The 23354-nt window shown below is 48.2% G+C and carries 18 protein-coding genes; 11 read left to right on the top strand and 7 right to left on the bottom strand.

Annotated elements, in window-relative coordinates; all coding sequences use genetic code 11:
- The first annotated feature begins 146 nt into the window (after positions 1 to 146).
- From FXO21_RS22820 to FXO21_RS22845, 6 genes are all read left to right on the top strand, one after another.
- The gene (locus FXO21_RS22820) at positions 147 to 1373 is read left to right on the top strand and encodes a PQQ-dependent sugar dehydrogenase (RefSeq protein WP_225865811.1); all 1227 of its coding nucleotides are present in this window, start codon (positions 147 to 149) and stop codon (positions 1371 to 1373) included.
- Between the two features lie 111 nt (positions 1374 to 1484).
- Positions 1485 to 1850, top strand: a complete 366-nt coding sequence (locus FXO21_RS22825) for a DUF4180 domain-containing protein (RefSeq protein WP_149642250.1) — start codon at positions 1485 to 1487, stop codon at positions 1848 to 1850.
- 426 nt (positions 1851 to 2276) lie between these two features.
- Positions 2277 to 2954: a hypothetical protein gene (locus tag FXO21_RS22830; RefSeq protein ID WP_149642251.1), complete on the top strand. Its 678-nt coding sequence runs from the start codon at positions 2277 to 2279 to the stop codon at positions 2952 to 2954.
- A gap of 600 nt (positions 2955 to 3554) precedes the next feature.
- Positions 3555 to 6662: a SusC/RagA family TonB-linked outer membrane protein gene (locus tag FXO21_RS22835; protein WP_225865921.1), complete on the top strand. Its 3108-nt coding sequence runs from the start codon at positions 3555 to 3557 to the stop codon at positions 6660 to 6662.
- A 12-nt stretch (positions 6663 to 6674) separates the two neighbouring features.
- Positions 6675 to 8558, top strand: coding sequence for a RagB/SusD family nutrient uptake outer membrane protein (locus tag FXO21_RS22840; RefSeq protein ID WP_149642252.1), 1884 nt, complete (start codon positions 6675 to 6677; stop codon positions 8556 to 8558).
- 7 nt (positions 8559 to 8565) lie between these two features.
- Positions 8566 to 9258: a DUF3823 domain-containing protein gene (locus tag FXO21_RS22845; protein ID WP_149642253.1), complete on the top strand. Its 693-nt coding sequence runs from the start codon at positions 8566 to 8568 to the stop codon at positions 9256 to 9258.
- 84 nt (positions 9259 to 9342) lie between these two features.
- Here FXO21_RS22845 and FXO21_RS22850 read toward each other — a convergent pair whose 3' ends face one another.
- The 4 genes from FXO21_RS22850 to FXO21_RS22865 form a co-directional block, all read right to left on the bottom strand.
- Positions 9343 to 10764, bottom strand: a complete 1422-nt coding sequence (locus FXO21_RS22850) for an efflux transporter outer membrane subunit (RefSeq protein WP_149642254.1) — start codon at positions 10762 to 10764, stop codon at positions 9343 to 9345.
- Between the two features lie 48 nt (positions 10765 to 10812).
- Positions 10813 to 13968: an efflux RND transporter permease subunit gene (locus FXO21_RS22855; protein WP_149642255.1), complete on the bottom strand. Its 3156-nt coding sequence runs from the start codon at positions 13966 to 13968 to the stop codon at positions 10813 to 10815.
- 136 nt (positions 13969 to 14104) lie between these two features.
- Positions 14105 to 15286, bottom strand: a complete 1182-nt coding sequence (locus FXO21_RS22860; RefSeq protein ID WP_149642256.1) for an efflux RND transporter periplasmic adaptor subunit — start codon at positions 15284 to 15286, stop codon at positions 14105 to 14107.
- An 85-nt stretch (positions 15287 to 15371) separates the two neighbouring features.
- Entirely contained in the window at positions 15372 to 15971 is a 600-nt protein-coding gene (locus FXO21_RS22865; protein ID WP_149642257.1) for a TetR/AcrR family transcriptional regulator, read from the bottom strand.
- 103 nt (positions 15972 to 16074) lie between these two features.
- Here FXO21_RS22865 and FXO21_RS29015 point away from each other — a divergent pair, with 103 nt between their 5' ends.
- Both FXO21_RS29015 and FXO21_RS22870 read left to right on the top strand, forming a co-directional pair.
- The gene (locus FXO21_RS29015; protein WP_225865812.1) at positions 16075 to 16269 is read left to right on the top strand and encodes a hypothetical protein; all 195 of its coding nucleotides are present in this window, start codon (positions 16075 to 16077) and stop codon (positions 16267 to 16269) included.
- 16 nt (positions 16270 to 16285) lie between these two features.
- Positions 16286 to 16567, top strand: a complete 282-nt coding sequence (locus tag FXO21_RS22870) for a hypothetical protein (protein ID WP_149642258.1) — start codon at positions 16286 to 16288, stop codon at positions 16565 to 16567.
- Here the strand turns inward: FXO21_RS22870 and FXO21_RS22875 are convergent.
- The 3 genes from FXO21_RS22875 to FXO21_RS22885 all read right to left on the bottom strand — a co-directional run bounded on the left by FXO21_RS22875 (position 16564) and on the right by FXO21_RS22885 (position 18055).
- Positions 16564 to 16878 carry a helix-turn-helix transcriptional regulator gene (locus FXO21_RS22875; RefSeq protein WP_149642259.1) on the bottom strand — a complete coding sequence of 105 codons (315 nt, stop codon included), beginning with the start codon at positions 16876 to 16878 and terminating at the stop codon, positions 16564 to 16566. The two genes, FXO21_RS22870 and FXO21_RS22875, sit on opposite strands and share 4 nt — an antisense overlap.
- The gene (locus FXO21_RS22880; protein WP_149642260.1) at positions 16875 to 17213 is read right to left on the bottom strand and encodes a type II toxin-antitoxin system RelE/ParE family toxin; all 339 of its coding nucleotides are present in this window, start codon (positions 17211 to 17213) and stop codon (positions 16875 to 16877) included. Before FXO21_RS22880 ends, FXO21_RS22875 begins: the two co-directional genes overlap by 4 nt.
- A 116-nt stretch (positions 17214 to 17329) precedes the next feature.
- Complete coding sequence (locus tag FXO21_RS22885; RefSeq protein ID WP_149642261.1) at positions 17330 to 18055, bottom strand: NUDIX hydrolase; 726 nt, start codon at positions 18053 to 18055, stop codon at positions 17330 to 17332.
- Positions 18056 to 18298: 243 nt separating this feature from the next.
- On the opposite strand from FXO21_RS22885, the gene FXO21_RS22890 reads away from it, so the two are divergent.
- The 3 genes from FXO21_RS22890 (at position 18299) to FXO21_RS22900 (ending at position 23353) form a co-directional block, all read left to right on the top strand.
- A complete protein-coding gene (locus tag FXO21_RS22890) occupies positions 18299 to 19156 on the top strand; it encodes a sugar phosphate isomerase/epimerase family protein (RefSeq protein WP_149642262.1) in 858 nt (285 codons plus the stop codon).
- Between the two features lie 105 nt (positions 19157 to 19261).
- Positions 19262 to 19945, top strand: a complete 684-nt coding sequence (locus tag FXO21_RS22895) for a GNAT family N-acetyltransferase (RefSeq protein WP_149642263.1) — start codon at positions 19262 to 19264, stop codon at positions 19943 to 19945.
- A 129-nt stretch (positions 19946 to 20074) separates the two neighbouring features.
- Positions 20075 to 23353: a DUF1553 domain-containing protein gene (locus FXO21_RS22900; protein ID WP_149642264.1), complete on the top strand. Its 3279-nt coding sequence runs from the start codon at positions 20075 to 20077 to the stop codon at positions 23351 to 23353.
- The last annotated feature ends 1 nt before the right edge of the window (position 23354 follow it).

A 23354-nucleotide genomic window follows, 5' to 3' on the forward strand; every position in this document is an offset into this window, starting at 1 on the left:
GGGAGGCAAAAAGATCATTCCAACCTCTCACCCGGAGCGCAAAGCGTATTTCAGTTTGCTGCATTGGTACACCTTTTTTAACAGGTCGGTCACTTTAGAAACACCTGCATTTATTATCATCATCACCAAACAGAAAGAGAAGCAAAATGAAAACCAACTATCCTTTCAAATCATTTTTTGGACTGACTTTCATGGCGGCAGTTATGCTGTCAGGATGTAAGGAGGCCAACGACCTGTGGGAATCGATAATCCCTGAAACTGATAAAGAGCCTACATCCAGTGAGATCAGAGGTTATGTTTTTTATCCCGCAGTTCAGCCAGCTACCGACGCCAATATTGCCCAGCTGAGAGTTCCGTCAGGTTTCAGGATCAGCAAGTTTGCCGGGAAGCTGGGTAAGCCAAGGATCATTGTAGCCGCTCCCGGTGGCCACGTTTATGCATCGGATAGAGAGGCCGGCATTGTGCTGATGCTGCATGATGCCAATAATGACGGCATGGCGGAGATTATTAAAACAGTGGCGAATATCAAGCATGTACATGGACTGACCATCCACAAAAACAAAATGTACATGGTGGCTGTAAACGAGGTATACGTAGCGGACTTAAATAGCGATGGTACCCTCGGTCAGCCGCGAATGCTGATCAGCGATTTGCCGGACGGCGGCCAGCATCCGAACCGGACGATTGGTTTCGGCCCAGATGGTAAAATGTATCTGACAGTAGGCAGCACCTGCAATTCCTGCCCCGAACCCAATCCCGAAAATGCAACGATCCTGCGCGCAGAGGAAGATGGGTCGAGCAGAAAAGTGTTTGCTAAAGGACTAAGGAATACCATTGGCTTTGGCTGGCATCCCGAAACAAAAGAGTTGTGGGGAATGGACCACGGCATTGACTGGCTGGGCGATGACGAACAAAAGGAGGAAGTAAACCAAATCAAGCAGGGGGCGGATTATGGCTGGCCTTACATTTACGGAGAGGGGAAATATAACCCCGGCGACAGGCCAAAGGGTGACACTACCTACAGCCAGTATCTTCAAAAAGCCATCTTGCCCGCACTTACCTACCAGGCACACTCGGCCCCGATGGGCATGGCGTTCTACAACGGGGTGATGTTCCCGGCAGAATACAAAAATGATGCGTTTGTCGCCATGCGCGGGTCATGGAACAGGAGCACTCCGGTGGGTTACAAGATCGTACGTATGCATTTTGAGAATGGAAAGCCTGCGAGGTTCGAGGATTTTGTGACCGGATTTATAGTTGACAACAATCGGGCACACTTCGGGAGATTGGTGGGCGTGACGGTACATGCGGACGGTTCACTGCTATTTTCTGACGATACCAACGGCGTCATCTACCGGGTCAGCCGCCAATAGGAGAGCAGCCGGCCAGTGTTTCAAAGCTGGCCGGCTGAAATCCGTTTCTGCTTAAAAGGGACGATTTATGTAGATTTGGCGCTGGTAACCATCAATCTAATCACTTGAAAAATGCAGGTTAAAACACATGTAGTCAATGAAACGAAGATAGCCGAGGTTATTTCAGAAGAAATCATTCTCAAAACTGCCGACGACGGGCTCCAATTGCTTGGCAATCTCTATTATGAAGGTTTCGATAAAATCATATTATCAGTCAAAAACGTTTCTCCCGATTTTTTCGACCTCAAAAACGGAATAGCAGGAGAGGTATTACAAAAGTTTTCAAACTACCGCGTCGGGCTGGCGCTCATAGGGGATTTCAGTGTTTACAGCAGCAAAAGTGTGCAGGACTTTATTTTTGAAAGTAATAAATCCAGGCAGGTCAACTTCCTCGAATCGGTAGAACAGGCGCTGGGGAGGTTTTCGGAAGCGCGTTGATGCAGCGGGGTAGGGGGGCGGGGTAGATGGGTGTTGTTTGATTTTGATCGATTTTGATGGGTGTTGTTCGATGTTGTTCGATTTTGATGGGTGTTGTTCGATGTTGTTCGATGTTGATCGGTTTTGTTAGGATGTTGATCGATGTTTTTGGGAATTGTTGGGCTATTGTTTGAATTCGACCAGTTAATTCTAAACCACCCCGACCCATCCCGACCCATTTTGAACCATTTCGACCCACCTCGACCCATCCCGACCCACCCCGAACCACTCCGACCCACCCCGACCCATTTCGAACCATTTCGACCCACCTCGACCCATCCCGACCCACTTCCGACCCAGCACCAAATCCAAAAGTACCTCGCCGGTTACAACCAAATGCAGTGGAAACACATCTGCCAGGTATTGATTTACCGAAACTCTTTACCTATGAAAAAAGTCTTCACCGCATTTGTGTTTCCACTCATTTTGGGCAGTTGTATGAACGCCGAGCCGGATTTGCCGAAGCCCATCGTCGATCCGGTTTGGCCTGAGCTCGTCAGCCGCGACAGCATTACCATTGGCGAGCATCTTGGGCTTAAGATCAACTCGGACGCTGTCAGTGCTTATGATAACATTCAGGAAATGAGGAAGATGGGAGTGGAGTACGCGAATATAGTCAGCAACATTGCTACTGACCTGAGCCAGATCGATGGTCGCCTAAGCTTATACGCTTACGTATTTCTCGACGAGCAGGTTGGCACCGACACAGGTGTGCAAATCGGTATAAAATCGGGAGTGGTGAGCAGCCTTCACCTGAACAGCGGGCGGTACCTGGACCAGTGGCCGCTGAAAAAAAATGCTTCTTCATCTATCCGGCTGGGCGATACGGCAGATGTTCTGTACCAAAAACTAAATAAGATCAAAGGCGATAAATCTTACGCCAACAAGTTTGAGCGCATCACGCTGTTGACAAAAGACCTTTCGACCGCATTCGATCCGATGATGGCAGCCTCGCCGCAGTGGTACTTCCGCTACGTGCCTCAGCCCGGGATTTATGAAGATGTGCAAATTCATCTGGAACAGGGTAAGGTTAAGTATTTCATCGTTGCGAGATATAAAGGTTGAAGCAACAAACATGAATTTTGATTGCCATATAACGGGCGGGAAGGGTTGACCTTCCCGCCCGTTTTTGTTTACAGTTACGCCTTCGGCTCGATTATCAGCGAAAACAGCATTCTGGACGTATTTTACAACAAATTGACAAATTGGGCTCTGAAACGTGTCAAAATACAGTCAGTACTAATCAAAACAAGGAATGTTTTTAGCATTATTTTGCTTTAAAATTGTATCGTGAAAACCGAACAAATTTGACGCGTGTGTCAACGAAGTGTGATTGAAGTAATGTGGTAAAAGTTTGCGTTTATTGCTGAGCGGTAGGTTTCAGCATTGTCTTTTTTATTGCCTGACAATTGGTTTCAGGCGTTCTGATACTTGACAGATAGATTTTCAAAATCTCCCTGACAGCATTATTACGCCCGATTTTACTTGGTATTTTATTGACAAATTTTATAAACAAACAAATCAGCATGCAAATCTTTATTTCTCACCAGTAATCAAAAACTAAAATTTATGAACCTAATCAGACGAAATCCCCGCCAGGGATTTTGCAGAATGCTTTGTGCCTTGTCGGTAACGGGAATACTGCAAATCCATGGCATTGCAGCCATGACGCCGGTGTCCGGGATGACATCGACTTACCTTCATCAGAAAATTGATAAGACCCTGACAGGTAAGGTGGTAGATGAAAAGAATAGTCCGCTGCCCGGCGTCAGCATTATTGTGAAGGGTACCAGTAAAGGTACTACTACCGGCACAGACGGACAATTCAGTTTAACCGTAGACGATGCGGCAGAAACACTCACGTTTTCATTTATCGGCTACACTTCCCAGGACATCGCGATCGGTAACCAATCCTCCTTCTCCGTGACATTGTTGCCTGGCAGTGAGGAGCTTACCGAAGTAGTGGTGGTTGGTTACGGAACACAATCATCGGCTGCCGTGACAGGTGCAGTGAGCAATATCCAGGCGCGCGACCTGATACGCACCCCTTCCATCGGTACTTCGGATGCACTCGTCGGCCGGGTGCAGGGGATCACGGCGCGCAAGGCGGACGCACGACCGGGCGCTGCTACTTCCATACAGATCCGTAACCTGGGCACGCCGCTGTATGTAATCGACGGGGTACCTTCCGACGCGGCCAACTTTAATAACCTCGGGCAGAATGATATTGAAAGCATTTCGATCCTGAAAGACGCTTCCGCGGCGATCTATGGTTTGAGAGCGGCAAACGGCGTTGTGCTGGTTACTACCAAACGCGGAAAGGCGGGCGACGGACCGGCGAAAATCAATATCAATGCCTACTACGGTTTGCAGAATTTTACCCGTTACCCAAAACCAGCGAGTGCATATCAGCATATGCGCGGATTGGTGGAATCGGATGTAAACCAGGGACGTACCCCTTCCATTACCCCCGAGGAGCTGGAAAAATGGCGGGTAGGGACCGAAAAAGGGTTCCAGAGTTTTGACTACTACAAAATGGTAATGCGGCCTAATGTCCCCCAATATTCATTGAACGCCAATGTGTCCGGTGGTACCGAAAAGATCAGTTACTTCCTTTCCGTGGGACATTTGAACCAGGATGCATTGATCCGGGATTATAATTTCAAGCGTACCAACGTGCAGGCGAATGTAGAGTCGTATGTGACTAAAAAGCTGAAAGTAGGGGCGCAGATCAGCGGGCGCATTGAAGACCGTTTTCAGATCGGAGTGCCAGGGCTGGACGATTATTTCAACCCCTTCCTCAGTATTTTCACCATGTGGCCCACCGAGCGTCCGTATGCAAATGACAATCCGAAATACATCAACCAGACGCATAATGTGAACGTAAATCCGGCCACTTACAAGCGGGATATTACGGGTTATATTGATGAAATTACGCGCGTTGTGAAAGGTAATTTTTATGCGGAATACGATTTTGCATTCGGCCTGAAAGCAAAAGGTACCTATTCTTACCAGTACCACAACTTTGATTTTGACGGTTTTGAATATACGTATGACGCATACAATTACGATGCAGCTACCGATACTTACAATGTAGTGACCGGCGGCGGTAACCAGAATCCTTGGCGCGAGCGCCGTAAACGCAATATTGTCGATCGTTTTGCACAGTTTCAACTGAGTTACAACAAGAGTTTCGGCGATCATGAACTGTCGGCTGTGGCGGCTTACGAGCAGTCGGATAATGTGAATACTTACCTGGTTGTGCATACGGTACCTCCCAACAATTATATTCCGCTTATGTCATTTGCGAACCAGGACCTGCTCATTGACGAATGGAGTACGGAGGCCCGTGCCGGGTACATTGGCCGGATCAACTACAACTACAAGCAGAAATACCTGCTGGAAGCAGTGGGGCGTTATGACGGTTCGTTTCTGTATGCGCCGGGCAAACGTTTCGGCTTTTTTCCGGGCGTTTCGGCAGGGTGGCGGATTTCGGAAGAGGAGTTTTTTAAAGGAAAGCTGGAAAATGTGTTGAGCAGTCTGAAAATCAGGGCTTCTTATGGGCGCACCGGCAGTGACAGAAATGCGACCGTCGTGAATGAGCCTTTCATTGTATCGCCTTTCAGCTATCTTCCAGGCTACAATTTTTTGCAGGGAAGCGCCATTTTTAACGGACAATATAATATTGGTGTAAGACCGCGCGGCCTGCCGATCACCACACTTTCCTGGATCACCAATATTTCGACCAACGTGGGTATTGATTTCGGGTTGCTGGGCGGTAAGCTGAGCGGGCAGTTTGATATTTTTGAGCGAAAAAGAGAAGGTTTGCCGGCCGCGCGCTATGACGTTCTGCTGCCTTCGGAAGTGGGTTACGGGCTACCAAATGAAAACCTCAACAGCGACACGCACCGGGGTATGGAAGGTGTGCTTACCTATAAAAGCAATGTAGGGCAAGTGGATTATACGATCAGCGCAAATGCCACCTTATCCCGCCGGCGTGACCTCGATTTTTATAAACCGCGTTTTGGAAATTCCTACAATGAATACCGCGATTCGTACGTCGACCGCTGGGGGAATATCAACTGGGGCTATCAGGTCGTAGGACAATTTCAATCTCAGGAACAAATTGAAAGTCATCCGATTAACAACGACGAGCAGGGGAACCGTACGCAGCTGCCGGGGGATTTTATTTACAAAGACGTAAATGGCGACGGGATCATCAACAACCTCGACGAGCGCCCGATCGGCTATGCGGAGCGGGCCAACCCTTACGTAAGTTTTGCATTGAACGGCAGCGTGGCTTATAAAGGGTTCTCATTGTTCTTCGACTTTGCGGGCGCCTCGCTGCAAAGCTTCCAGCGTGAGTGGGAGTTGAAAATACCGTATCAGAACAACGGTACTTCCCCGCATTTCATGCTCGAAGACCGCTGGCACCGCGCCGATCCGTTTGATCCGACAAGCGAATGGATACCAGGCACTTACCCTGCGATCCGCAAAGACAATTCGAGCCACGTGAATTTCCGGAAGAGCGATTTCTGGATTACGAATGTGCGCTACATTCGCCTGAGGAACATCGAGCTGGGTTATAGTTTTGATCAGAAGATATTCAAAAAACTGGGAAGCAATGGTTTGCGGATTTATGTCAATGCGAGCAATCTGTTCTCGATCGACAATGTGAAAAAGTATGAGATCGACCCGGAAATATCCTCCGGAAATGCGCTCGTGTACCCGCAGCAGCGTTTGTTCAATGCCGGTTTTACCATCAATTTTTAATCCGATTTTGTTATGCAACGATTTACAAAATATATCCTGGCCTGCTTTGTCCTGATCCTCTCGGGCTGTGCAGAGCAGTGGCTCGACAGGAAGCCGCAGCATATTATTCTCGAAGAACAGATCTGGAATGATCCCAAGCTGATCACCGGCTTATTGGCAAACTACTACGACCGTTTGCCCTATCATACCGACCTAAACCATGGCTCCACAACGGACAATACCATTCCCAATAAGGAAGGCTGGCAGGACTTTGCGGCCTATGACGAAGCAATGTGGTCTAACAATGACGATGCCCGCAATAACATCGTTAACTACGCATTTAACCGGTGGAGGCTTTGGGATTATGTATTGGTGAGGGACATTAACCTGGCTCTTGAAAACATCGAAACGTTTGGAACGTCCTTATCTGCGGGTCAGAAAGTACAGTTTTCGGCAGAACTCCGCTTTCTCAGGGCTCAGGTTTACTTTGATCTGGTTAAAAGAATGGGTGGTGTGCCGCTGGTTACGAAGCAATTGATTTACGATTACAATGGTGATCCTTCTTATTTGCAGCAGCCTCGCGCCAGAGAAGAGGAAGTCTACGATTTCATTGCTTCTGAGCTCGACGCGATCAAGGATCAACTGGGCAACGATGGCAGCAACACCCGCGCCAACAAATTCACCGCGATGGCACTGAAAAGTCGTGCAATGCTTTATGCCGGTTCCATTGCCAAGTACAATAACCTCATGGCTTCGCCGATCTCCACTCCAGGCGGTGAAGTTGGTATTCCGGCTTCCCGGGCGGCAGATTATTACGCGAAGTCGCTGGCTGCTTCGGAAGAAATTATCAATAGCGGCAAGTATATGCTCTATAAAACCAACCCGAACCTGGGCGAGAACTTTTACGATGCGATTACCAAAAAATCGGCCAATCCGGAAGTTATTCTGGCGCAGGACTTTTTAGTAAGTAAAGACAAAAGGCATGGGTTTACTTATGACAACGTTGCCCGTAATGTCCGTGAAGACAACCTTTCATCCTCGTCCATCACACCTTCTCTGAACCTGGTAGAGGATTACGAATACCTTGACGGAACACCCGGTACGCTTAAAACCAGGAACGCGGCGAACACCGATTATATTTATTACGATAATTTGCAGGGTGTTTTTGCAAATAAGGATGCCCGGTTGTACGGCACTGTTATTTATCCCGGAACCTCATTCCGCGGCACGCCGGTACAGATCCAGGCAGGTGTGAAAGTTTGGAACAATGCAACCAACAGTTTTCAGAATGTAGAATCTAACACGCTGGGGGCTACTTACGACGACGGAGGCTTGCTCACAGGTTCATCGGGCCCGCAGCGCTCGCAGACGGAGGTGACTAACTCGGGTTTTTATCTGAGGAAATATGTAGACCAGACTGCGATGTCCAGCACGCGTGGTATCCGCAGTGATATGTGGTGGGTGCGTTTCAGGCTGGGTGAAATCTATCTGAATGCAGCCGAAGCTGCGCTGGAAACGGGCAAAACTGCCAATGCATTGAAATATGTAAACATGGTTCGCGAACGTGCGGGTTTTGGTGAAAACAGCCTGAAAACACTGACCATCGAGCGGCTGCAAAATGAGCGGCGCGTGGAGCTGGCTTTTGAAGACCACCGCGTGTGGGATCTGAAACGTTGGAGGATTGCGCACGAAGTATGGAACGGAAATGTCTCGAATCCCGATGCGGTGATTTATGCGCTATATCCTTACCGTGTGATTCGTCCCGGCCACCCAACGCATAACAAATACGTGTTCGACAAGCTGGTAGCGCCCCGTTTCCGCGCGCCGCGTTTCTTTCAGATGGGTAATTACTATTCGTCCATCGAACAGATCGTCATAGATAATAATCCCAAAATCGTCCGGAACCCATTTCATTGATATTCCTATGAAAACGAAAAACATATTTGCCAAGCAGCTGCTCGGACTGCTTGCACTTGCGGGCCTGCTGGCTTCCTGTGAAAAAGATAACCGGGCCGAACCGAAGTCGGTCTTAAAGGGGCGCGTGGTATTCAACGGCGAACCCGTTGGCTTACGCTCCAATGGTGTCCAGCTCGAACTTTGGCAGCGTGGATTCCAGCTATTTACCAAAATACCTGTTTATATTAACCAGGACGGGACTTTTTCGGCCTCTCTTTTTGATGGAAACTACAAGCTGGTGCGCCTGCGCGGAAACGGTCCCTGGGTAGATAATACCGACACGATCGACGTGCAGCTGAGTGGCACACAGGAGCTGGATGTGCCGGTACAGCCGTATTTTGTGTTTGAAAACGATACCTATTCCAAAGGAGAGGGCAAGATTTCTGCTACCTTCAACCTCAAACAGGTTAGTAGTACGCGCAACCTCGAAAGGGTGAATTTGTACATTGGAACAACAACCATTGTCGACCCGAATAATAATGCAGGCAATGCGCAGGAGGTCGCCGCGAATATTACCGACCTGTCGAAATCAATTACATTGACCGCCACACTTTCGCCGGCACTGGCTGGTCGGGATTATGTTTTTGCCAGGCTTGGCGTGAAAACATCCGGGGTAGGGGAAATGCTTTTTGGCAAGCCGCAGAAGATCATGCTGAAATAGCAGCTGCCTTTTAATGTTGTATTATTAAAAAATCCCGGACGCGGTAACCTGCATCCGGGATTTTTGTTTGCTGATGAAAAAATCTTACTGCCAGCCGCCGCCAAGGCTCCTGTATAATTCTACACGCGCCACCATCGACTGGCTGCGGATAAATGCCAGGTTCAGCTCGGCCTGCAATGCATTGCCCTGCGCGGTGATCACTTCGAGGTAATTGGCCATATCACTTTTATACAAAAGCTGGGCATTGGTTATTGCCTGCTGCAATATCTCGACCTGGTGGTTCGCGATAGAATCCTGCTCGGTCAGTTTGGCGGTTTGCACGAGCGAATTCGAAACTTCGCCGACTGCATTCAATATCGACTGTTTAAACTCGATCACCGACTGCTCGCGTTGCGTTTTCGCCACTTCCACGGCGGTTTTCAGTTGTCTTCTTGCAAATATCGGCCGGGCTATTGTTCCGGCGGCAATGCCAAACAGGGACCCCGGGATATTGAACCAGTTGCTGGCCCTGAAAGATTCGATACCGCCGCTCGCAGTGATCGCCAGCGTCGGGTACATATTAGCCTGCGCTACACCCAGCTGCGCATTCGCGATCAGGACCGACATTTCGGCGCTGCGTACGTCGGGGCGGCGGCTCAAAAGTGCGGCAGGTACGCCGGTCGCCAGGCTGTTATTAATCTGCATGTCGGAAAGTTTCACATTCCGGGCGATGGCCGCAGGCATTTGCCCCGTCAGGATCTGCAAAGAATTTTCCTGGATGGTAATATCCTGTTCCAGCTGCGGGATCAGCAACGCGATCGACTCACGCTGTGCCTCAGCCTGCTGCACGGAAAGAGAAGTTACCTCACCGGCATTTTTGAGTAATGTAATCAGCTTTAAGGTGTTATCGCTTAATGCCAGATTGTTCTTCGCGATTTCAAGCTGTTTATCGAGCATTAACAAATTCAAGAAGCCTTTTGCAATATCCGAAACAAGCCTGGTTTGCACTGCTTTTCTTGCCTCGTAAGTTTGCAGATAACCGCCCAGGGTCGCCTCTTGTTGCCTGCGGATCCTTCCCCAGATATCCGCCTCCCAGGTCAGATCGGCACTGATGATGTAGTTTTCAATATGATTGGACTTCAGGAAATTAGTTGCGCTGAGCCCATTCAAACTGTTGCTCGATGGCCGGTTGTACTGGCCGGTGGCGCGCAAATCAATGCGGGGCAGTTGCAGGAAACGCGCTTGTTTTACCTGGCTCTGTGCGATTTCAATGCGTTTGACGGCCAGCTGCAAGTCATAATTATAGGTAATGCCCCGCTCAATCAGCCGCTGCAGGGTAGTATCCGGGAAAAACGTCTTCCAGCTCAGATCGGCAATGGTAGCCGTGTCCGCAGTTGTTACTTCCCGGAACTGTTCGGGTAAGGCAACCTCGGGGCGCTGGTAATCCTTCGATACTTTGCAGGAAGCGATAACCGCCGCCAGCAACAGGAAAACCGCTAATTTTTTAAAACTCAATATATATTTCATGATCTTTTTTCTGGTATTGAAATCGTGGTGTTTGAAAGTGGCGTTCTGTTAATCGTGCAATACTTCCACTTCGACCTCCTTTTTTCTCGGGACAACTTTTTCCTGCAGATACTGGAAGATCACGTACAGTACCGGGATCACAAAAATCCCGAAAATTACACCCGTAAGCATCCCGCCGACTGCGCCTGTGCCGATCGAACGGTTACCCAAAGCGGAGCCGCCTGTTGCACGCATCAATGGTATCAATCCCACAATGAATGCAAATGAGGTCATCAAAATCGGTCTTAAACGCAGCTTTGAAGCTTCGAGCGCCGATTCGATAATACTCATTCCTGCGCGGCGTCTTTGTACCGCGTATTCCATGATCAGGATCGCGTTTTTGGCCAGCAATCCGATCAGCATGATCAGCCCGACCTGCACATAAATGTTGTTTTCAATACCAAAGAAATTGATAAACAACATGACGCCGAACACGCCGAGCGGAATGGTCAGGATCACAGCGAGCGGCAGAATATAGCTCTCATACTGTGCAGCCAGAAGAAAATAGACGAATACAAGGCTCAGCACGAAAATGATCAATATCTGCGAACCCGCATTGATTTCCTCGCGCGTCATACCGGTCCATTCGGTTTTGTAATTGTTGGGAAGTACCTCGTCCGCCGTTTCTTTCACGGCGCGGATCGCGTCGCCCGTACTGTAACCCGGCTTCGGCGTTCCGTTGATCGCCACTGCATTGTACAGGTTGTTGCGCGTCACAGTTTCCGGCCCGAAAACGCGTTTCAGCTTCACCAGCTGGTTAGCCGGTACCATCTCACCCTCGGTATTTTTAACGTAGATATTGTTCAGAGAGGAAGGATCGGCACGATAGGAAGCATCTGCCTGCGCCATAACCCTGTAATATTTACCAAAACGGTTAAAATCTGAAACAAAGCTGCTGCCGTAATAGATCTGCAAAGTTTGAAGCAGTTCATTCACAGGTACATTCAACTGTTTCGCCTTCGCGTTGTCCACTTCCAGCATATATTGCGGGTTAGCTGTCGCGAAAGTAGTAAATGCGTAGGCGATCTCTTTTTTCTTCATCAATGCAGCCAGAAACTCGTTGGTGGTGGTGCTTAATTTCTCCAGAGAACCGTTTCCACGATCCTGTAACATGAATTCAAACCCACTCACATTACCGAAACCATCCACAGTAGGGAAGGTGAAAAAGAATGCATTCGCGTCGTTCACAGCCCTCACTTTCTGCGACATCATTGCCACGATCTGATCGAAATCCTGAACCTCGCCGCGTTCCGACTTAGGTTTCATGCGAATAAATCCAACCCCATAAGGTGACGCATTGGAATTGGAGATAATATTCATCCCTTCCACAATATACCGCTGGTCGGAAATGGGCGACTGTTTGACAATGCTGTCCACCTGCGCCATCGCCTTGTGCGTACGGTCGAGCGAGCTTCCAGGAGGTGTGTTCAACGCGTAAAGCAGGAAGCCCTGGTCTTCGGTCGGGATAAATCCGGTCGGGGTTTTTTGGGTAAGCCAAAGTGTCGATCCTGTGATAATCACCAAACCTGCGATAGTAACCCATTTCTGGCGGATCAGGAATTGCAGACTTTTAATATAGCGGTCGGTCATCGTCTGAAATCCGGCATTGAATGCTGCAAAGAACCTCGCCGAAAATCCTTTTTTGTGATTCGGGTCATGTGCATCTGCATGCGGGTTTTTCAGGAACAATGCGCAGAGGGCGGGGCTCAGCGTCAAGGCATTGAGCGCTGAAATTAGAATTGCAATGGCTAATGTAAATGCAAACTGCCTGTAAAATACCCCCGCCGGACCCTGCATAAATCCTACCGGAACAAACACCGCCGCCATGACGAGCGTGATAGAAATGATCGCACCGGAAATCTCGTTCATCGATTCAGTGGTAGCCTGTTTCGCAGGCAGTCCCGTCAGCTCCATTTTGGAATGCACCGCCTCGACGACCACAATCGCATCATCGACCACAATTCCGATTGCGAGTACCAATGCGAAAAGGGTAAGGAAGTTGATCGTAAAACCGAAAAGCTGCATGAAGAAAAACGTACCGACAATCGCTACCGGAACGGCAATCGCAGGGATCAGGGTAGAACGGAAATCCTGTAAAAAGATGAATACGACGATAAAAACGAGGATAAATGCTTCGAATAACGTTGTTCGTACCTGCCCGATCGATTCGTCCAGAAAGTCTTTCGAGTTGTACATAATGGTCGTTTTCATTCCCTTTGGAAGGGTTTTTTCAAAATCAGCCAGTAACGCTTCTGCCTGGATCAGGATCTCGTTTGCATTGGTACCGGCAGTCTGAAATACCGCCACACCAGAAGAAGCGTCCCCGTTCAGTTTTCCGTTGGAGGAATAGGTATAGGAGCCAAACTCAACCCTCGCCAGGTCTTTCAACCGGATCACCGACCCGTCGCTATTCGCTTTGATAATGATATCTTCATATTCCGAATTCTGGGTAAGCTTCCCTTTGTATTTCAAAACATATTCAAAAACCTGCGAGCTGCTCTCGCCAAGCCGCCCCGGGGCCGCTTCCAGACTTTGCTCACGAATCGCCGCAGTTACCTCCTGTGGTGATAATCCGTAAGCTGCGAGGCGGTCCGGTTTGAGCCAGATCCGCATCGAATAGTCGCGCGTACCGAACGGCTGCGCCTGACCGACCCCCGGTATACGTTGCAGCTGCGGTACCAGATTTATTTTAATATAATTCAACAAAAACGTCTCGTCATAAGTACTATCCTCGCTCGAAAGCGCAACGAACATGATGATACTGTTTTGCTGCTTCTGGGTAGAGATACCGGCCTGAACCACCTCCTGGGGAATCTGGCTGATCGCCTTGGAAACACGGTTCTGGACGTTTACGGCTGCAATATCCGGGTCGGTACCTTGACTGAAATAGACATTCAGCGCCATGGTGCCGTCATTGTTGGAAGACGAGGTCATGTAAGTCATATTCTCGACCCCGTTTACAGCCTCCTCGATCGGTGTTGCCACCGCGCGGGCTACTACTTCGGCGTTCGCACCCGGATATACGGCGGTTACCTGTACGGTCGGCGGCGCGATGTCCGGGAATTTGGTGATGGGCAAAGTAGTGAGTGAGATGATCCCCAGCAGTAATATCAGGATGGAGATAACCGTCGAAAGGACAGGCCTTTCTATGAATTTCTGGAACATAAAGTCTATGTTTTGCCCCGGTGTTAAAAGGGACTTGTGGTGTTAATTTTATTTGTGCAGAGGATACCGGTCCGTAGCATTTTGAAATGCTACGGAATTGGTTATCATACTTTTAGCTGAAAAACAGAGCGTTTGGTCAGATCGGGTTGGCAATCAGCAGACTATCCATGGACATTTTCTGCGGCGCAATCGCCATTCCGTCACGAAGCCTGTCAAGACCGTTGTAAACAATCTTCTCACCAGGTTTTAAGCCTTTCGAAATCAGGTAGTAGTGACCGCTGCGGTCGGATACCGTCACAGGCCTGCCTTCCACTTTGTTGCTGTCGAGCACGGTGTAGACGAATACTTTGTCCTGCAATTCAAAGGTCGCCTCCTGTGGAATAAGCACAGATTTGGTTAGCTCGCGCGGGATTTTGATCCTACCGGTATTGCCTGAACGTAACAGTCCGTTCACATTCGGGAAGGTTGCGCGGAAATTGATTGCCCCCATTGTTTTGTCAAATTGTCCTTCCACGATCTCGACTTTTCCTTTCTGCGGGTACACGCTGTTATCTGCCAGCAGCAGCTCCACAGCCGGGATGTGCTTGATTTTTTGCTCGATCGTATTACCTGGAAACTGTTTTTTGAATTCAAGAAAATCCAGTTCGCTCATTGAAAAGTAAACGTGAATATCTTTTGTTTCCGACAAAACCGTCAGCGCTTCCATCGTGCTTTTTCCAACCAGACTACCCGTTTTGAATGGAATTGTACCGATATATCCGTCAGCCGGTGCCTTAATGGACGTGTATCCGACATTGATCTTCGCCGCGTCCACAGCCGCCTGTGCTTGCAAAACATTGGCTCTCGCTGCGTCCTGGGCCGCTTTTGCCGTTTTAAGCTGTACATCGGAAACTACATTGTTGGCTACCAGCGGCGTGAGTTTTTCTACATTGATGGCTGCACTTTCCAAAGCCGCTTTCGCTGATTGCAAACTCGCATTGGCTGTGTTCAATTGTTCCTGGTACGGCCTTGCGTCAATATGAAACAAGGTTTGTCCCTTTTTTACATAGGCGCCTTCGTCTACCGAAATGCGGTCAAGGTAACCGTCCACCTGCGGCCTGATTTCAATGTCCCGGCTGCCTTCGATCGAAGCGGTGAATTCGCGGTACGCAGTAACCTGGTGGTCGCTTACCGTCAATACGGGCAGAGCTTGTGCGGGTGGCGGGGTTGCGGGCGCATTCGCGGTCGTGGACCCGCAGCTGTACAGCCCGCCCACGGACGCTGCGATCAAAAAGCCGGTTATAATTTGTTGCGTGAAGTTTAACTGGTTCTTTTTCATGGATATGTAGATGTGGTGATAAAAGTGGACTATATTGGGTAGTGAGGTTATTATTGCTAACAGTGTTAGCTTAAAAAGAAAAAAATTATAGGTTTTTGATGAATGCTTCTACTGTGTCATCCATCACTTTTTTGTTCATGGTAGAATCGTCGATATCCGAGCAGCGCATCATCATAATGGAGATTAAACCGTGTAGTACCGACCAGAACGCATGAATTTTGAAGCAAGTTTCATCATCGGTGGATTTTTTTTCGGTAACAATTTTTTCAATCGCTTCTCCGATGTGGTTTCGAAAACAATTCAGCTCTGGCTTTACTTTTCCGGATCCGGAGCAGGGCATTCCAAGGCCATACATTAATTGGTAATATTCCGGGTTTTTGAAAGCAAAGTTCCAGTAAGACTCAGCATGCGCTTTGAGCAGCTCCCGGGGGTCACGGATGTTACGCTTATTCTTTTCGAGTATCCGTTCCAAAAGGCGGAAACCGTCGAGGGAGAGCTCATAAAGGATATCTTCTTTGTTTGCGAAGTGGTCATAAATAACCGGAACGCTGTATTCGATGGCATCAGCTATTTTCCTGATAGACAACGATTGCCAACCCTCTTCCTTCACCAGCCGCAATGCAACTGCCAGGATATTGGTCCGCATATTTTCTTTCTGCCTGATCTTTCTTTCCGTGATGCCCATCTCTCAAAATACCTAACGATGTTAGCAAAGGTAGGAGCGTTTCCAATAAATGTCAAGAAGATTGTTCGTTTGTCGAAATTTAATTTGACACGTAGCGTGTCATTTGTCATCTTTATTCAGTTACACCACTATTCAATGGTATAGAAAGCAGTTACTTTTTGCTATTCATATGCAAGTCGCTGCAATAAGGCAGGCACTGCGTGATTCAGACGATGCCGGGCTCACAGAAAGCCAGATCAACGGATTATTGGCCCGGCTGGGTTTCCTGCTTGAAATCGTTCGGAAACTGGATAGTTGATTTAAACCATATCATTATGATCAGCTCGAATTTAAGTGCAAAGGAGAAAGTCAGAGTAGACGATGTTTTGAAAAGAGCTGACCAGCTCATTCAGGAAGGCAAAGACTCTATTGTAAGCGAGGGAAAGGTGTTGGAGCTTACTGCCTGGCTGACAATCTCCGAATATGCTGAAAAATATAATGTCAGCACCCAGGTAGTTTCCAAGTGGATTGAGCGCGGAGTGATCAAACAAAATTACTTTGTGGAGGTCAGTAAATTTGGGAAAAAACTGGTCAGAGACGTGGCTTACAAAGATTAATCAATCATCTCCACCGAAAACTTAACCCTTGCACCCAGCGCAGCAAAAACCTTTAATATCGTCTCAAAACGGGCATTGGTAACGCTATTTTCCAGTTTAGAAATCTGTGCCTTCTGAACCCCAACCAGCTCTCCAAGCTGTTCCTGGGTGAGCTGGCGTTCAAGCCGCGCGGCTTTGATTGCGTTTCCCAGCAACTCTATCCGCAGTTCATTTTCGAAAGCATCCCGTTTTTCGGTACCGATCGCGCCAATGTGCTTGTCGATCATTGTGTCCAGAGACACGGTTTTGAGCATTTTTTTAGATTCTTTCATTGTCTTTCCTTTAAATAGTGTTTCCTGATATTTTCTGCTTTTTCAATTTCCTTCTGAGGCGTTTTATTGGTTTTCTTTAAAATACCATGTGTTGCTATAACAACAGTATCTCTGGCAGCAGTCGGATCCCAAAATGCAAACAGCCTGTACGCTATTCCTTTATAGATTGTCCTGAACTCCCAAATATGCTTGTCGAGCTTTTTGAAGAGTTCCACATCAGATATGCATTGTGACTTTCTGATGTTGTAATAAATCTTTACCCTCGCTCTCCCGTCAAGCTCTTCCAGGAATGCAACAGCCTCCGGCAGCAATTGTACATCAAATCTTTTTTCCATTTCAAAGGTATAAGTTTCTTTATTGGGAAACAATTGTTTCTCAATTTTTATCCTTCTTTAGACGTAGGAAGTTTTGATTGGTAACCGAGGGCGAAAAAATTAAAACAATCTTTTCTCTAAGCTCTAAGCCTGTACAAAAACGGCGCTTTATTCGCGGCTCCGGTGAATTTTTTTTCAAGCCGTTCCAGCACATTCATATCGAGGATTTTCTTCTGGAAGTTGTTTCGCGCGAAGGGTTTGTCGAAGACAGTTTCGTACAGCTCCTGGACCTCTTTCATCGTGAATGTCTCCCCGAGTAACCTGAATGCGATCAGTTTTTCGTCCATATTGACCCGAAGATTATCGAGTGCCTTCGCGACGATCTCGTTATGGTCCATGATCATAGGTGGCAGCTGCCGGATATCATACCAGTCGATCGAGGCGTCGATGTTCGTTTTCTCTGGTGTCACCTTATTAATATCTACGAGTGCGTAATAGCCTATTGAAACGAATCTTTTGGTTATCCAGTCATATTCCTTTTTATTCAAACCCTTTGCAGCCAGCTTCTCCTGGTTAAGCTCGATCAGTCTTTTGATAAAAGCCTCATTGCTCCGGCCCGCTTTTCCGAATACATGAAACTGATCGAGATAAATATCCTGCATACCTGTTCTCTGCCGGGTGATTCTGTCGGCAGCGGCGTCAATATCTTCATGCTGAGTCACAAAACCGCTCGGTAGTGCCCGGAAATCTCCGTGGAAGTTAAGCTTTGGTACAAGTACTTTCAGCTGGCGATTATGATATCCGAAAATGACGCAATCGATGGATAGCTGCTCGATATAATTCTGTTCACTGGGGGAATTCATAAGATTCGGGTAAAGGAAAGGCCTGAAATTAGTAAGATTCCGTTTAGAATTGGTTTTTGATAAGGGTTAAAGGTAAGCTGAAAGGAAGGCTAATGGACAGTTTCGAGGCTATTGCCAAAAGAATGAAATAGCAAATCGCGGGTTCTGTTAAGGGAAATCAGCCCGTATCGCCGTCTTGACCAGTATATGCCTTGGGTTACCATTTGAAGTAGCAAGGGCACCGGAAGTTTAACCAAAACACAAATGAAAATCAGAAACCTGCTGTTGTTAGCCTCTGCTTTTTTCCTAAGCGGTCAGCTTTTTGCACAAAAAGGAAAGCCATTGTTCCCGCAGATGCCGGGAATGGTATCCTATACCTACCGTGCCAGCCTTGCAAAAGACGCTGCGGCGACGCTGGATACCCTGCAAAAACTGGGTATTAAAGACATGGAATTCTCAAACCTGTTTGGGAAAACCGCCGCAGAACTCAGAAAGTTACTGGACGAACGCGGAATGAAATGCTCGTCTTTCGGGGTGAGTTATGAGGATGCGCTCAACAAAACGCAGCAGGTAGGGGAAAATGCGAAAACGCTCGGCGCTAAGTTTGTCCGGGTGGCGTGGATCCCTCATAAAGGTCCTTTCACGCTGGAAATGGCAGACAAAACCATTGCAGATTTTAATACGATCGGCAAAAAACTGAAAGACGAATTCGGGCTCACATTCTGTTACCATAACCACGGCTACGAGTTCGAAAAGCATGAAAACGGTACTTTGATGGATTATATCATTCAAAAAACAGACCCTCAATACGTCAGCTTTGAGCTGGATGTGCTTTGGGCATTTTTTCCGGGTGGAGACCCTGCCGCATTGTTGTTGAAATACCCGAAACGTTTCAAGCTCATGCACATGAAGGATCTGCGAAAAGGAGTGGAGGGCAATCTTTCGGGCGGTACGCCGGTGACAAACGACGTTGCATTGGGTACCGGGCAGCTGGATATACCGGGTATCCTGAAAGCAGCTAAAAAATCGGCTATCGAACATTATTATATTGAAGACGAAAGTCCGAGCTACGCTACGCAGGTGCCGCAAACGATGGCATACCTGAAAAGTCTGAGGTACTGATATGCTCTCAAGTCTGCGCAGGCCCGGTCAGTTTTGGCCGGGCTTTTTTGTTATTAGGTTCGAATTCGTTTGTTTTATCGACTTTTGACTAACGCTGACACCCCAATGGAACATATTTTGGACAACCCGGTCTGGCATGCGCTTGAAACTGAAAATGGTCATCTCGGCCACATATCCGGAGCCGCCGCCTGTTTTGCTCCCGCCGTTTCGCCTTTCGTAGCTCTCGCCGAACTTACCCCGGAGAACCTGCTCAATTTGTACCTCGCCGTACCTTTTGACAATACGGTGATCTTGGTAAGCAATACAAAAATGAGCATCGGCGGCCCCTGGGCCAATGTGCTGCGTATTCCCGGGCACCAGATGCTGTTCCAGGAAGAATATCCGCAGGCTGCGGAAGGCGGCGAGCCGGTAGCATTGGAGGAAAAGCATGTACCCCAGATGCTGGCGCTCACGCAGCTCACAAATCCTGGTCCATTTTTACCACGAACTATTGATTTTGGGCACTACGAGGGTATTTTTAATGACAGCCAACTTATTTCAATGGCGGGCCAGCGGCTTCATGTCCCGGGGTTCGCCGAGATCAGCGCAGTCTGTACCGACCCTGGTTATTTGGGCAAAGGGTTTGCGCGCCAGCTGGTAATGCGGCAGGTGCGCCGCATTATGGATGCTTCGGAAATTCCTTTTCTGCACGTAAAAGCTAATAATCTACGGGCGATCCAGGTTTATGAATCGCTGGGTTTTAAATTTCGTACTGAAATTCATTTTTACGCGCTTACCAAAAAGTCATAGCATTCTCATTTCTCTGGTAAATCCAAAAAATTGGCGGTATCTCAAAGTTTTTACAGCTAATTCACGGATGTGACCATTATATACAATTGATCGGCACCTTAATATATAATATGCTCAGGTACTGGTCAGATGAAGTTGTATCTCAAAAGTAAATTGTGTTCCAAAGCACTCGGCAAGGCCGTTTTCTCCGGACTTAGTCTGGGGATGCTATTCGCTTGCGGGGTGGAGAAGCCGGCGGAAGTGGCGGTAGCTATGGAGGAGCTGTCGGGCGAACTGGATTTCAATTACGATGTAAAACCGATCCTGTCCGACAAATGCTTTGCCTGCCACGGCCCCGATCAGAAAAACAGGAAAGGAGGCTTGCGGCTCGATACTGAAGAAGGTGCTTTTGCAGCATTGAAAAAATCAGAAGGCCGTCACGCGATTGTTCCGGGCGATTTGGGCGGGAGCTCCATGTACGCCAGATTGATCTCTACTGATCCGGAACTCAAAATGCCGCCGCCTGCTTCGAACCTGAAACTGGATGTAAAAGAAGTTGCGATACTTACCCGCTGGATTGAACAGGGGGCTAGGTACAAACCGCACTGGTCGTTTATCAAACCGCAAAAACCTGAATTACCAGAGCCAAAACTCGCCAAATGGGCCAAATCGCCTATCGATCTTTTTGTTTTGGAAAGACTGGAAAAAGCCGGGCTGGAACCTTCGGCAGAGGCAAGCCGCGAAGACCTGATCCGTCGCGCCAGCTTCGATCTTACCGGACTTCCACCGTCACTGGAAGACATTGACCGGTTTGTGGCAGACAAATCTCCCGACGCCTATGACAACTTGATTGACAGGCTCCTGCACTCTCCCGCCTATGGAGAACGTATGGCAAGCGAATGGATGGATGTTTCGCGCTATGCCGACAGTGATGGTTACCTGGACGACAAGCACCGTGATTTTTCTCCCTGGAGAGATTGGGTGATCGGTGCATTTAACCGGAATATCCCTTACAACAGGTTTATTACCATGCAATTGGCGGGGGATTTGCTCCCCAATAAGAGCAAAGAAAGTATCCTGGCCACTGCATTCAACCGGCTTCACAAAAAGAGCACAGAAGCGGGGATTGTTTTTGAGGAATATAGGGTGGAATACAACGCGGACCGCGTGCAAACGGTGAGTCAGGGCATATTGGGGCTTTCGGTTCAATGCGCGCGCTGCCATGATCACAAATATGATCCGATCAGTCAGGAGGCTTACTATAAAATGTTTGGCCTTTTCAACAGTACCAATGAAATAGGCAGCCCTCAATACGGTCCCGACCAGACGCCCGGTCCCGCGCTTTTATTGACCAATAATGAAAATGAAAAGCTGCTCCGGTTCATAGACAAACAAAGCGAAACGTTTCAAACGAAAATCGCAGCGCATGCAGCTACGGCGGAAAACGATTTCAACAACTGGCTAAAAACAGCCAGGTTGAGTGAAAAGCAGCTGGAAAAACAGTTGAATGCGGGACTCGTAGCCTATTATCCTTTTGACAAAACCAATACCTCCGGCAAAACAGTAACAACGCCGAATGCTTTAAACAGCAAACAACCGGCGCAATGCAAGGAGGCAGTTTTCAAGCCGGGGGTGAAAGGGAATGCGTATTTTGTAACTGATTATAATTCAATAAAGCTTGGCCACAAAATCGGCTGGCATGAGCGTACCGAACCTTTTTCAGTAGATCTCTGGATCAAGCCCAATACAGTTTACCCCGACGCAGGTATTTTTTACCATTGTGAAGATATCCGGTTAGGGTACAAAGGCTATTCGCTGCGGTTGGCCAACAACAAACTGGAATTTATAATCGCGCATTCTTATCCGCAGAATGCAATACAGGTGAGTACCGTCGCTGCGGTACCCATGAAGAAATGGACCAGGGTTACCGTTACCTACGACGGTTCGAGCAAGGCGGCAGGTGCGAAGATTTACGTCAATGGAAAAAGGGCCGATTTTATCACCGACTACGACAACCTTTACAAAGGCATTTTATACGAAAAGGATATCCATACTTACGGTTTTCACGGTTTTATGCTCGGCCAGCGCAATTTGCTGATCCCTTTTAAAGATGGGGGACTGGATGAACTGAAAATCTATAACAAAGAACTCAGCGCGCTGGAAGTGCTATATGGCAGCAATCCGGCGGAAGCGGGTAAATTAATGCAAAACCCGCAGGACCCGGAGGCGGCTGAAACTTTGAAAGCATTTTATCTGGCCAATTTTAATACAAAAAATAAAGCTTTAAAGGATAGCCTGAAAACGGTACTGGAACGCCAGAATGCATTGATCAATACGGTGCCTGAGCTGATGGTGATGGGGGATCTGCCCAAGCCGCGGCCTACCTATCTGCTCAACAGAGGCGTTTATAATGCGCCAGGAAAGCAGGTTACGCCAGGCGCGTTGGAAAGTGTCCTGCCATTTGAAGGTAAATATCCCCAAAATCGCCTGGGCCTGGCGCAGTGGCTTTTTGATAAAGATAACCCGCTTACTGCAAGGGTTTTTGTCAACAGGATCTGGCAGATGCATTTCGGGAACGGGATCGTAAAGTCGGCGGCTGATTTTGGGAATCAGGGAAATTTACCGTCGCACCCGAAATTGCTCGACTGGCTTGCTTTGGATTTTGTGAATTCCGGCTGGAATATCAAAAGGCTCCACAAGCTGATCATGTTGTCGGCCACTTACAGGCAAACCTCCAAAACGAACCCGAAACTAATTGCCCACGATCCTGAAAATATCCTGCTGGCCAGAGGCGCAAGGTTTCGTTTTACAGCTGAAATGATACGGGATAATTCACTTGCTATCAGTGGGTTATTAGTGAATAAATTGGGCGGAAAAAGTGTATATCCTTATCAGCCCGCCGGTATCTGGGACGAGCTGATCGATAAATCGTGGCGCTATAAATACTTGCAGGAGCCGGGCGAAGGACTTTACCGGAGAAGTTTGTACACTATTTGGAAAAGAACGTCACCGCCACCATCCATGCTTATTTTCGACGCGCCGGAACGGGGAGAGTGCGTAGTCAAACGCCGCTCGACGAGCACGCCGCTGCAAGCGCTGGTGTTACTGAACGACCCTCAGCATATTGAGGCAGCCAGGGTGCTGGCACAGAAAGTGCTGCGTGAAAAATCAGAAGATCCGGCTGTGCCTGTCGATAAGGTATTCAGGCTTATTACGGGGCGTCAACCCGATAATACCGAAAAGCGGATATTAGCTAAATTTTATACCGAGGAGCTGGAACGCTTCAATGCAAAACCCGACGATGCACTGGCTTATTTGAGTACCGGCGAACTCGATTGGGACAAACAGCTGAAACCGGCGGAGATTGCCGCGCTCGCTACCGTTTCCAATTCGATCATGAACACAGACGAGGGATATACCCGAAAGTAAA

The organism is Dyadobacter sp. UC 10 (assembly GCF_008369915.1).
Taxonomy (GTDB): Bacteria; Bacteroidota; Bacteroidia; order Cytophagales; family Spirosomataceae; genus Dyadobacter.

Coding starts and splice junctions, on each gene's coding strand:
- FXO21_RS22875 (WP_149642259.1), bottom strand. CDS start 16,878: ATGAAAGAATCTAAAAAAATGCTCAAAACCGTGTCTCTGGACACAATG.
- FXO21_RS22860 (WP_149642256.1), bottom strand. CDS start 15,286: ATGAAAAAGAACCAGTTAAACTTCACGCAACAAATTATAACCGGCTTT.
- FXO21_RS22855 (WP_149642255.1), bottom strand. CDS start 13,968: ATGTTCCAGAAATTCATAGAAAGGCCTGTCCTTTCGACGGTTATCTCC.
- FXO21_RS22880 (WP_149642260.1), bottom strand. CDS start 17,213: ATGGAAAAAAGATTTGATGTACAATTGCTGCCGGAGGCTGTTGCATTC.
- FXO21_RS22820 (WP_225865811.1), top strand. CDS start 147: ATGAAAACCAACTATCCTTTCAAATCATTTTTTGGACTGACTTTCATG.
- FXO21_RS22835 (WP_225865921.1), top strand. CDS start 3,555: ATGACGCCGGTGTCCGGGATGACATCGACTTACCTTCATCAGAAAATT.
- FXO21_RS22850 (WP_149642254.1), bottom strand. CDS start 10,764: ATGAAATATATATTGAGTTTTAAAAAATTAGCGGTTTTCCTGTTGCTG.
- FXO21_RS22900 (WP_149642264.1), top strand. CDS start 20,075: ATGAAGTTGTATCTCAAAAGTAAATTGTGTTCCAAAGCACTCGGCAAG.
- FXO21_RS22885 (WP_149642261.1), bottom strand. CDS start 18,055: ATGAATTCCCCCAGTGAACAGAATTATATCGAGCAGCTATCCATCGAT.
- FXO21_RS22895 (WP_149642263.1), top strand. CDS start 19,262: ATGGAACATATTTTGGACAACCCGGTCTGGCATGCGCTTGAAACTGAA.
- FXO21_RS22840 (WP_149642252.1), top strand. CDS start 6,675: ATGCAACGATTTACAAAATATATCCTGGCCTGCTTTGTCCTGATCCTC.
- FXO21_RS22870 (WP_149642258.1), top strand. CDS start 16,286: ATGATCAGCTCGAATTTAAGTGCAAAGGAGAAAGTCAGAGTAGACGAT.
- FXO21_RS22825 (WP_149642250.1), top strand. CDS start 1,485: ATGCAGGTTAAAACACATGTAGTCAATGAAACGAAGATAGCCGAGGTT.
- FXO21_RS22890 (WP_149642262.1), top strand. CDS start 18,299: ATGAAAATCAGAAACCTGCTGTTGTTAGCCTCTGCTTTTTTCCTAAGC.
- FXO21_RS22830 (WP_149642251.1), top strand. CDS start 2,277: ATGAAAAAAGTCTTCACCGCATTTGTGTTTCCACTCATTTTGGGCAGT.
- FXO21_RS22845 (WP_149642253.1), top strand. CDS start 8,566: ATGAAAACGAAAAACATATTTGCCAAGCAGCTGCTCGGACTGCTTGCA.
- FXO21_RS22865 (WP_149642257.1), bottom strand. CDS start 15,971: ATGGGCATCACGGAAAGAAAGATCAGGCAGAAAGAAAATATGCGGACC.